The 9400-nt window shown below is 52.2% G+C and carries 11 protein-coding genes and 1 tRNA gene; 9 read left to right on the top strand and 3 right to left on the bottom strand.

The window, feature by feature from the left end:
* Positions 1–96: 96 nt before the first annotated feature.
* A complete protein-coding gene (locus I2F59_RS09455; RefSeq protein ID WP_195503977.1) occupies positions 97–1617 on the bottom strand; it encodes a hypothetical protein in 1521 nt (506 codons plus the stop codon).
* Between the two features lie 170 nt (positions 1618–1787).
* Here I2F59_RS09455 and I2F59_RS09450 point away from each other — a divergent pair, with 170 nt between their 5' ends.
* Positions 1788–1997: a hypothetical protein gene (locus tag I2F59_RS09450; protein WP_195503976.1), complete on the top strand. Its 210-nt coding sequence runs from the start codon at positions 1788–1790 to the stop codon at positions 1995–1997.
* Between the two features lie 7 nt (positions 1998–2004).
* Here the strand turns inward: I2F59_RS09450 and I2F59_RS09445 are convergent, their stop codons facing one another.
* Both I2F59_RS09445 and I2F59_RS09440 read right to left on the bottom strand, forming a co-directional pair.
* Positions 2005–2802 carry a hypothetical protein gene (locus I2F59_RS09445; protein WP_195503975.1) on the bottom strand — a complete coding sequence of 266 codons (798 nt, stop codon included), beginning with the start codon at positions 2800–2802 and terminating at the stop codon, positions 2005–2007.
* Positions 2795–3910 carry an AAA family ATPase gene (locus I2F59_RS09440; RefSeq protein WP_118267980.1) on the bottom strand — a complete coding sequence of 372 codons (1116 nt, stop codon included), beginning with the start codon at positions 3908–3910 and terminating at the stop codon, positions 2795–2797. Before I2F59_RS09440 ends, I2F59_RS09445 begins: the two co-directional genes overlap by 8 nt.
* A 529-nt stretch (positions 3911–4439) precedes the next feature.
* On the opposite strand from I2F59_RS09440, the gene I2F59_RS09435 reads away from it, so the two are divergent.
* The 8 genes from I2F59_RS09435 to I2F59_RS09400 all read left to right on the top strand — a co-directional run bounded on the left by I2F59_RS09435 (position 4440) and on the right by I2F59_RS09400 (position 9064).
* On the top strand, positions 4440–5513 hold the full coding sequence (locus tag I2F59_RS09435) for a hypothetical protein (protein ID WP_195503974.1): 1074 nt from the start codon (positions 4440–4442) through the stop codon (positions 5511–5513).
* 94 nt (positions 5514–5607) lie between these two features.
* Positions 5608–6426: an AbiU2 domain-containing protein gene (locus tag I2F59_RS09430; RefSeq protein WP_195503973.1), complete on the top strand. Its 819-nt coding sequence runs from the start codon at positions 5608–5610 to the stop codon at positions 6424–6426.
* Between the two features lie 243 nt (positions 6427–6669).
* Positions 6670–6936 (top strand): hypothetical protein, encoded by a 267-nt coding sequence (locus I2F59_RS09425; protein WP_117762964.1) that lies wholly within the window; start codon positions 6670–6672, stop codon positions 6934–6936.
* Positions 6936–7214, top strand: coding sequence for a DUF4160 domain-containing protein (locus tag I2F59_RS10105; RefSeq protein ID WP_082421950.1), 279 nt, complete (start codon positions 6936–6938; stop codon positions 7212–7214). The genes I2F59_RS09425 and I2F59_RS10105 overlap by 1 nt, the downstream gene beginning before the upstream one ends.
* 105 nt (positions 7215–7319) lie before the next feature.
* Positions 7320–7505, top strand: a complete 186-nt coding sequence (locus I2F59_RS09415) for a hypothetical protein (protein ID WP_195503972.1) — start codon at positions 7320–7322, stop codon at positions 7503–7505.
* Positions 7502–8017 carry a Fic family protein gene (locus tag I2F59_RS09410; RefSeq protein WP_195503971.1) on the top strand — a complete coding sequence of 172 codons (516 nt, stop codon included), beginning with the start codon at positions 7502–7504 and terminating at the stop codon, positions 8015–8017. The genes I2F59_RS09415 and I2F59_RS09410 overlap by 4 nt, the downstream gene beginning before the upstream one ends.
* Positions 8018–8062: 45 nt before the next feature.
* Positions 8063–8851, top strand: a complete 789-nt coding sequence (locus I2F59_RS09405) for a DUF3825 domain-containing protein (RefSeq protein ID WP_195503970.1) — start codon at positions 8063–8065, stop codon at positions 8849–8851.
* Positions 8852–8989: 138 nt separating this feature from the next.
* Positions 8990–9064, top strand: a tRNA-Val gene (locus I2F59_RS09400).
* Positions 9065–9400: the final 336 nt, after the last annotated feature.

The following is a 9400-nucleotide window of genomic DNA, read 5'->3' as shown; positions in this document are numbered from 1 at the left end:
CCGCTCGATTGGGACAGGCAAGCCTTCGAGGCCGAGCGCAAAATGGATTCTAAAAAACACCTTGCCAAATAGGAGCGTCAGCAGTCGGGAACCATTCTATTCCGCCTCTACGATTTCGTCTGCATTGCCTTCGGTTTCGTTGTTCGGCTCATTTATCTCAGTGTTCTTGGCCACCGTCTCTGTGTCACCGTCTTCTGCAGGGAGGTAATACATTAAGCCAAATAGCTCATTTATCGCTCTGCGAGTATTTGCAGCTGAGACACCGATGCGCTTCAGCTGCATTGCATAGACAAGATAGCGTAGAAGCAGCAAATCAAGAATGGCAGCACCTTTGAAATCCTTGTCAATGTTTCCATGGGCAAAGTCATTTCTTTGCTCAGCCAGCCTGCTTCCAATGACTTCGTAGGAAAATTCCTCATCATTCCTTTTGTATAGACCTTCCCCAAATACCCCAATCATTTCATGAAAATCTCGACCAGCCTGTACTATCTTCGATTCCAGATTGCTAAAGCCGATGCTCTTCTTTGCATATTTCAATATCTTTTTAGCTTTTCCGGAGCTTTGGTTAATGCATTCATCCATCTGAGCTGATGCTCGTTGCTCAGCAGCCACTCGAGCTTCTGATTTGACAACTCCGCTTGGATACGCTTGGTCAAATTCCCATTCAAATGCTGCGGAAGTCAGCACGAAGTCCGATGCATCGAGCGTATGTCCCTTTTCGCATGTTTCAGGAATATGCCTTAGGTAGATTTCTCCGTCTGCAATCGCTCCAAACATTTTAATCTCATACGGGTCCAGCAAAGACAGCTGAATATATCGACCTTTTTCAAGAGGCTTGGTATCAAATGGCACTGAGGATCTCGCTAGCTTGAATTCAGCTGTGCTGGGGTAATGCGAGTCGTCGTACATAGCCTGCAGGCTGCAATCCTCAATTAGTGTGTTTTTGCTGAATGTCAGATATTTGAGGAAGTCTTCTGCTGCATGCCACAGGCGATAGAAAAACCAGTAATCGTCCGTTTCATCAAACTCGAAAATCATGCTGGAATTAAGGGTGATGGGTGGAGTACTAATTTTCATACTGCATGTCCACCCAACTGAGAAATACGCCGCGATATCTCTGCCCTCAAAGCGAAATGCTCTCTTCACGGTCGAAGTTCTGTCGAATCCATTTGTCCTGATAGAGATGATTCCCTTTTCTGTAAGGTCGTCAGAATCAAATACCTGCGAGAATGCCCTATTAACCGGATGAATGTAATTCAAGGCACTGCCGGATAGAGTCATCCTGCAAAAACCATTGGTATTCGGGCTACATTCCAGATACCCAGCAACGTTGATATACAGAGTCGAATTTCGACTTCCGACAGTCGATTCCTCCCTGGTCAAAAAGATCAATCGCTTGCTTGTCTCGTTGCAGAAGCCGTCAAGATAAGGCACATCAACAGTCAAAGGGTCGCCGGATGTATACACACCGGGGCAAATTTCTTTTTTTAGCCAACCCCACATAATGTCATTCTTGCATTCTTTGGGCGGGATGAGAACAAGCTCAGAGCCATCGAACACAAAGACAAAATCAACATCTTTGAATTTTAGAGTTCCCGAATACGTGTTGTCTGTCATCTTATTTACCCCTCATAATGACCTTTCCAGTCCTTGTTCGCAACCTTGTCGCCGATCCTCTCGAGATCGACGCAGGCGAAATGCCAGTCTCCTAACAGCTTGTCCAAGCTGGGCTTAACGGGTTCCACATCACCTGCGTGAACCCGAAGTCGGAGTGGGGGAAGCTGATAGTGAGGTACTTTCCCGAGCTCGCGCCGCTGCAGGCGATTCGGAACAACTATCCGAAGACCCCGCTCACGCTCGACCGCGTTGACGTGGGAGGTCGCGGCGGCATCAGGCAAGAGAACATCATCGACTGGATGCTGTCCGGGGCATGGCCAACAACGTTTCTTATGCCGAGTTCACAATTTAGACAGGAGAACCTGTACCCGCGAGATTAATTGCGTCTCATCCATTTCCTCGGGGGCAATCATCGAACTTAAGGTGGCGCATCGGAGCCATGGAATTAAAGAACTTATCACCGAAATAGTCGAGCAGAAACTCTGGAAAAGCCGATAGCACAAACACCGAACCGTCCTCGATCCGCATCCTTTTCTCCTCGCGGAAGATCGCATCGACCGTAACCAGCTCTCGATACGTCTCAAATGAAACCTCATCGAGACCGAGCAGGCACTTGCATCTCAATACGAAGGCAGCGATTGCATCTTTCCATTGGGGAAGCTCCATGTGCTTCCCCACGTTAACGTTTCCCTCTCCCGACTTATTTTTATATTGAGCGATTTCCGAGCTGTCAACAAAACAGCCTGAATGCGCCTGGCACTGCCCTGCGCGATAATCGTACAGTGCCTCGACCATCGGGTAGCTTATATAGAGCTTTCCGCTCTCGTGCTCGTTATCGAATGCGAGGAGCATCGCCTCCACAAGGGCATCGGACTCGCATCCAGGCGCATTGTTCTGATGAGAGTCGTAGTCAAAGAAGAGAAAGACCTCATCAACAGAATCCCTCTCCACGCCCTCTAGACATTTTGCAGCAGAAGGCACCGTTTCTCTCAGTACCTCCACAACATCCAGATCGAAGTCCTCCTCTGCAAGCCGCTCGTAAAGCATGTAGATGTTCTGCGCCGCTGGCAGACAGATCACCCTCAGGTCATCTCTCCCTTTCAGAAAAAGATCCTTCATCTTCACCGCAAAGCGCAGGTCACGCGACTCTCCTTCAACGATGAAGAGCGTGACCGGGCTAGCCATCGAAAGCACCGGCCTTAAACATCTTCTGGAGGTTATGCGCCAATCTGAGCTCCTTGGGTGTTAGCTTTTCCAGCGAGCGAATCTCCCCCTCCTTGAGAATGAAATAGACATCGGGGCGCATGAGGTCGTTCGTCAAAAGGTCCGTGTTGTGCGTCGTAATGAAAACCTGGACACCCTCAAGGTCCCGTAGCATCTCCACGATCGACCGGGACAATTCAAAGTGATAAAAGGCATCGAATTCATCGATAAAGACCAAGGAAGCCTTGCTCATCTTGATATACCAGTAGTAGTACAGAGCAAGTGACATGGTGCCTGTCGAGGCGACCGACGCAAACGGAACGGTACCGCCCTCGAACCTGCAATAAAGCTCGGGAACTCCATTCACGTCCACGGATACGAGGTTCAGGGAGATTCCCTGCTGGCGCAAGAATTCTTGGAAGTCCTCCATCTTTCCTTCGCGAATAATGCCCTGGGTAAAGATATCCGAGCCAACCGAAAGCCCCTGATATCCACGCTCATCGAGCGAGTAGAACATGAGCATGTTGTCGACAAAGGAGGTGAAGGCTCTAAACGCCCTGGCAGACGGCTCATCTCGCAGTATTGCATTGCTCTTGACATATTTGACACGCGACAGCCTGTCGGACTCAGTGGGGAGATCGGTAGAAAGCGAGAGGGACTCGGCGCCCGGCAGGTCAACATGGCCCGTTTGAGCGTCGAACCTGTAGCTCAAGACCTCCACGCCAGCAATGTACAGACTCTCGTATACAAGCGTCTGTGGGTCGGTTTTCCCGTAGCGGTATACGACCTCGATATTGTCGAAGACAAAATCGTATTGAAACTCTGTAATTGAACTCTTTGAATTAAGGCACCGGTATGGCGAGTATTTTTTGAGCAGCTTTTCCTTGTCGGTCAGATGCAGAACAATGTCGAATATCGCGAGGGCGAAATTGGACTTTCCACTGCCATTCGCACCATATATGATGCCCTTTGCCTTAATGCCATCCTGAATTACCTGTTGATTGAATGAATAGTTGGCGGGATCGGATAGATCAAATGTAATTCGCTTATTGAAGCACTTGAAATTTGAAACCGAAAACTTCTTGAGCATGGCACGGCTCCTCTGCTTTCTGAGTCTATTTGAAACACAGGATAAAGTAGCTTAGCAAATTGGTCAATTTGCCCGTATTTTTAATACGGATATTCCGAAGAAAAACTACGGAAGTACGCGATATACGCCGGGCCTGTCCAACCGATCATAGTCTTCGCAGGGCAAGACTTCTTCGCGCGCGAGGGAGAATGTGATCTCGATCGTTAGGCGCACGCTGATAAAACTAGGCGGTACCGTCTCAGCGACCCCGCCTTACAAATCCGAAGGTTTTTCATCTAAATCTATTATGAACCATCTTTTATGGACTATCGGAACCATTTATCAAACAACATCATCAGAAACGTGAAGGGCGAATTCGGAAGCTGATTCTCCCTTTCACCGGCTGGCAAAACGATTTACACCTAATTGTGGACATTGCCCACGCGATTTCTCTTTGCTCCCGCATCGATCTCGCTAAACTAATAGGTGCTGCTACCAGGGCATTTTTCTGGTGCATATTCTATTGGCTCCTGCGAAGATCGGAGCGGCTATGTTTGCCGCCGAGTCCCACACCGGCCGTCATCACATCGCGATCGCTGCCATGGCCTGCCTATGCGTTTTGCTGGGCGGGCCTTCTTGTGCCGCGGGCGCGGAGAGCCTGTTTATCGCGGGCGCGACGTGCTGCGAGCCGGGCGTGTCGGGCCCCGGCTGGGCCTGGACCGATGCCGGCCATCTGGAGCTTGACGGCTACGCGGGCGACGCCACCGCCGCCGACGGCGACCTGGTCGTGACGCTCGCCGGGCAAAACTCGGTGACGGAGTCGAATGCGCCCGATGCGGACATCACGCAGTGCGGCATGGAGGTGTGGGGCAGCCTGACGCTTCGCGGCACCGGGTCCCTGGCGGCATCGGGCTCGCAGTGCGCGATCCACGTCTCGCGGGCGCTCGTGGTGGACGGCTGCGCCGTCGATGCCCGGGCGGACGGGGCCGACGTCACGGACGAGGCCGTGGCCGGCGTGATCGCCGGCGACATGGCCGTGCGCGGCCGCGGGCGCGTCGTCGCCGCGGGAGCCGGGTCCGGAGCGGGCGTGCGCGCCTACGGCGTGTATCTGCAGGATCTGGGCATTGGTGCTGGCGCGGCTGGCTGCCGGCTTTCCGTCGCTGCCTCGTGGCTCGATGCGGCCGGTGCCGACGGCGGCGTTGCGTGCACGGGCGGGTCGCTTGTTTCCGCGCGGTTTATGGCGCCTGCTGGTGGGGCATTTGGAGCTGGTGGCGTGGTGGATGCCACCGGTGCGGTGGCACCGCATGTGGTGATTGAGCCCGATGTAGCCACGTCTCCGGCGGGGGAGACGGACAGGGGCGAGGTACCGGGCGGTGGGGCGGAAAAGTCTCCCGCCGATTCAAGCCCCGCTGCTGGAGAGCCCACCACGGGGCCCACGGCAAATCCCTCGCTGAAACCCGCGGCCGCGACAACCAAGACCACGGTCGCCAAGACGGTCAAGCCCAAGCCTGCCACCGCAACAACTGTGGCACTCCCCAAGACCGGCGACAACAACTGGATAGCCGCTTCTTTGGCGCTTTCGCTGCTTGGGACAGTGCTCATGGCTGCCGCATGTCGCTGCTGAAGCACCCATTTCGATAAGCAATGTAGAAGACCATATTCGTAACGACGCATTAGTAGAATAGATTATAACGACAATTGCTCAGGATTTATCTAACATGAACCACGAATCGGATCATACAGTTGACGCTGCCAAGAAAGAATTAAACGCGGACCTTCTTGAGCTGTTCGAGCGTTGCAGCTATCTGTACAACGAGGCATTTTATGCCAACACGGAACTAGCAATCCTTCGCGAACTGTCTAAAGCATCTTCTGGCTATGAGAATGAAGTAATTTGCGCTGGCTGCTTCTTCAGCTTTACACAACTTGCATTAACCGAATCCTGTTTCATGAATTGCGCGCGGTTATTTGATGCCAAAAGCGACATCAGTATTGGGAACTTGATAGAAGAAGTCTCGTCTCATTCTGCTGAAATCGACGCACTTGCAATCTCCATATTCAGTAATCGACCAAACTTTGACAGGCTTAATCCAATCGTTCACCCATTGGCAGAGGACGAGGAGCGTTTTTACCCCAAAGAAGTTGAGTCTCAACGCTCATATGAAAAACTGTTCGGAGATCATTACGAAATGGTTACCGTGTGTATAACCACTCATGACCTTTCCAATTTGTGGAAAAAACGACTCAACGGTCTCAATAAACTAACTGACATGCTTCGCGATCAGCGAAATAAAGTTTTCGCCCATAACGACATAGAAGCACTGAATTATGATGAGCTTGTTAGGCGACTTCCTTTAACTTTCAGCGAAATTCAAAAACTAATCGACTTCGCACTCGATCTAACAATCGAATTATTCGCCAAAATTACTGGTATTGAAATAGATCGATTACCCAAGAACTACAACGATATACAAGGCCTCCTGAAATATGTGGAGGTTGGCATGGAGACTGTTGAGCAGCATTTGGGTAATCTATAGAATTCAAGCGCTTGCAAACAGTTAAGCAGGCAAGCGCTTGAATCTGAGTACGATCCTTGACATAAAGCACGACCATCGCACAATGACAGTTTTTCATGCCGAAAAGACACTGAAGCGTGAGGTGGTTCAAATCTCAGTAATACAAATAATCAGCAGTTCAGGTCTTATGGGAATAATTCAATTCGCATCACGTTGCATCTAAGCGGCTGTTTATACTTGGATATAAACACTAAGGAGGCAGCAATGCTTTGGAGCTATGTTCAGCTAGATGACGGCACTCAGTTTGCCTACTCAGAAACACGAGACGACGGGACCGTTCGCGTAGCCGTCGAGCGCCCGGTTGATTTTGGTTTTGACCATGCAGAATGCTTTCTACCTGCGGTCAAATGGTTTAACGTCGAAGGATTTTCTACTGACGATTTGGATTTTTTGACCGAGTTCGTTAGATCAAACGCTCCGTTTATCTTCGAGCTTGCAGAACGGCAAAAAGCTGGACCGGCGGTGGCATAATGCCTCGAATTCTTGTTTTTGGACAGTATGTTCTGTTCTTTTGGATCGCGGAAAACGGAGAACCCGTTCACATCCATGTAGGGGTAAAGAGGGCGGCTGCTAACTCGACTAAGTTTTGGCTCACTAAAAATGGCGGATGCACACTTGCGAACAACGAGAGCAAGATTCCGGCTAAGGATCTCAGGGATCTTTCAAAACTAATCACCATGAACCATCGATACATTTGTGACAAGTGGCGCGAAACCTTTGGTGATGATTCCCTGACATTCTATTGCTAAACCGCAATTGAACCATGATCACGCTTGTCGACATATCCGCTGTCGGCTCTCGCGTGTTACCTCGCCACGACGTCCGCGAGGCGTATCTATTTAAAGGAGGCGGACATGCCTTGGAACTACGTTCAAGTTGATGACGGTGCTGATTGTGCTGGCCAGGAAGATCCTTCAATTGCGCACGAGGCAGATTCCACTTCGCCTATTTCACTTGACATCATTATGTCAATCGACCTTGCAGCTGAGTCAACCATAGCGTCCATGCCCAACGCGCTCAGGCTTTTGGAGAACTCATGATTGCCGATGTTGACGGGCGGGTGCTTCCTGTTGCGCCGCTAGTGCTCGATGACGCTGGGTCGCTCGAGGCCATGGCCGGCGCCGTCATGCGCCTTCACAGTACGCTGCTAACAATCGGACGCTGCTATACGACCGACGCTACGGGCGAAAGGGCCGCGCGCGAACTTCGGCGCGTCGAGTCCGTGCTTGTGGGTGCGTTTTGCACGATATTCGGCCAATCGCCAGCCGATCGCTTCACAGACATCTTTGACCAGGTCACCTACGTGGCCGAGCACATGGTCAAGGACCACATCTTTGAGGACGGCAACAAACGCACCAGCCTTGTCTTTGCGTTGTCCGTCTTAAGGTTCGCCGGCACTCCGGTCGAGCTGTCCGACAGCTCCGAGCCCAAAGACAACCAGTACTACGCCTGGATCCATGACCTCGTTGCTAGACGCCGCACGCTCGACGATCTAGCCAACGAGCTAAGGTGCCATTGCATCGTGATCTCCGACGACGCTTCGCACGTATAGAATCAAAGCATCCGCACGCCAGCTATGAGATGGATTGGACGCCACATGGAGATCCCCAACACCCTGTGCAGCAATGTATACGACTTTGCGTTTTGCCCCGAGCCCTGTTACGAGCGCTTGGCCGACCTCGCCGATCCCGAGGACTGGGGTCCCTGCAACCGCATTCTCAAGAACTACCTGTCGTTTTCGTTTAGCCGCGCGGTATTTTTGACCGAGCGCGACGTGGACCAGACCGCGCCGTCCAACCTGCCGCTGGTGTTCGACGACGACCGATGCCTGTTCAACACCGGCCTGTACACGCGCCGCTACGAGACCATCTACGGCCTGTTTGAGCCCAACACCAAGCCCGACGCGCGCCAGCGCTGGTTTTTGAAGGGTTTCTTTAAGGAGAGCGACCCCATGCTGGTCTCGTTTGAGTACCTGCCGTGCCGCGTGCGCTTTGCCGAGGACCCCTCCGAGCTTGTCTTTGACTACCGCCTTCCCATCCGCTCCAACATCGACCACATTCTGGGCGACGAAGAGAACCTGACTCGTATTCCCGCCAGCCTGATGGGGGAGGGCAACTCGCTGCTGCTGCGTCGCACCTTTGAGGGCGCCGTCGTCGAGGCTGCCCGTCGCGCCGCCGCCAACTACACGCTCGCGGTGCCGCAGTTCTACGGCAGCCGAATCCAACTGCTGCTGCCGCTGTGCCTAACCGGCGACAAGCCTGAGCTGGCGCTGACCATCCAGCGCGAGGATGGCTTCTATGCCGCACGCACGTGCCTCACGCTCGACATGGCGTACAACAACGCGCGACTTATCTGTCGTCCCGAGACCTCGTGGATCAAGCGGTAAAGGGTGGTTGAGCTGCGGGTTTGCTGGTTACGGCGCTTGCCATGGTGCGGCCGACGCCCAGGAATTTACAATCGAGGGCAAAAAGTTCTTGGTAAACCGCGCACGGCTATGTTAGTATCTCTTTTGCCGAAAGGCGACGGGCGATTGGCTCAGGGGTAGAGCATATCCTTCACACGGATGGGGTCACAAGTTCGAATCTTGTATCGCCCACCATCTAAAGCACAGGTCAGAGGTGTTAAGCCTCTGACTTTTTTCTTTTTTGACACCAAGGTTGACACCAAAATCGAATCGTAGTCGTATAAGGCGTCATTTTTTTCGCACCCTTTTTGCTGACGCCATTGCATGTTTTGTATAAACGCATGCGTATTTTCATTGAATTCCCCATGTGATCAGCGCGCAAATGTGGAGACAGGGACCACATGCCCAAAGCTCCTGTTAGCGCCGGGCGATTTTAGCCGCTAATAGTCAAACGATTTTGACCAATCCCGGTCACCGAATAATGGCCACCGTGCCTCCCCGCCGCCACTACGCTGGTGGTGCCAACACGCC

This window comes from Collinsella aerofaciens, assembly GCF_015556945.1.
Classification (GTDB): domain Bacteria; phylum Actinomycetota; class Coriobacteriia; order Coriobacteriales; family Coriobacteriaceae; genus Collinsella; species Collinsella aerofaciens_AO.
The sequence above is the reverse complement of the archived record's forward strand: the minus strand, read 5'-3'. Positions and strand labels throughout refer to the sequence as shown.

Excerpts from the sequence above, each read along its gene's own strand:
- I2F59_RS09440 (WP_118267980.1), bottom strand. The coding sequence starts at position 3,910 with ATGCTCAAGAAGTTTTCGGTTTCAAATTTCAAGTGCTTCAATAAGCGA.
- I2F59_RS09430 (WP_195503973.1), top strand. The coding sequence starts at position 5,608 with ATGAACCACGAATCGGATCATACAGTTGACGCTGCCAAGAAAGAATTA.
- I2F59_RS09410 (WP_195503971.1), top strand. The coding sequence starts at position 7,502 with ATGATTGCCGATGTTGACGGGCGGGTGCTTCCTGTTGCGCCGCTAGTG.
- I2F59_RS09415 (WP_195503972.1), top strand. The coding sequence starts at position 7,320 with ATGCCTTGGAACTACGTTCAAGTTGATGACGGTGCTGATTGTGCTGGC.
- I2F59_RS09425 (WP_117762964.1), top strand. The coding sequence starts at position 6,670 with ATGCTTTGGAGCTATGTTCAGCTAGATGACGGCACTCAGTTTGCCTAC.
- I2F59_RS09405 (WP_195503970.1), top strand. The coding sequence starts at position 8,063 with ATGGAGATCCCCAACACCCTGTGCAGCAATGTATACGACTTTGCGTTT.
- I2F59_RS09435 (WP_195503974.1), top strand. The coding sequence starts at position 4,440 with ATGTTTGCCGCCGAGTCCCACACCGGCCGTCATCACATCGCGATCGCT.
- I2F59_RS09455 (WP_195503977.1), bottom strand. The coding sequence starts at position 1,617 with ATGACAGACAACACGTATTCGGGAACTCTAAAATTCAAAGATGTTGAT.
- I2F59_RS09445 (WP_195503975.1), bottom strand. The coding sequence starts at position 2,802 with ATGGCTAGCCCGGTCACGCTCTTCATCGTTGAAGGAGAGTCGCGTGAC.
- I2F59_RS10105 (WP_082421950.1), top strand. The coding sequence starts at position 6,936 with ATGCCTCGAATTCTTGTTTTTGGACAGTATGTTCTGTTCTTTTGGATC.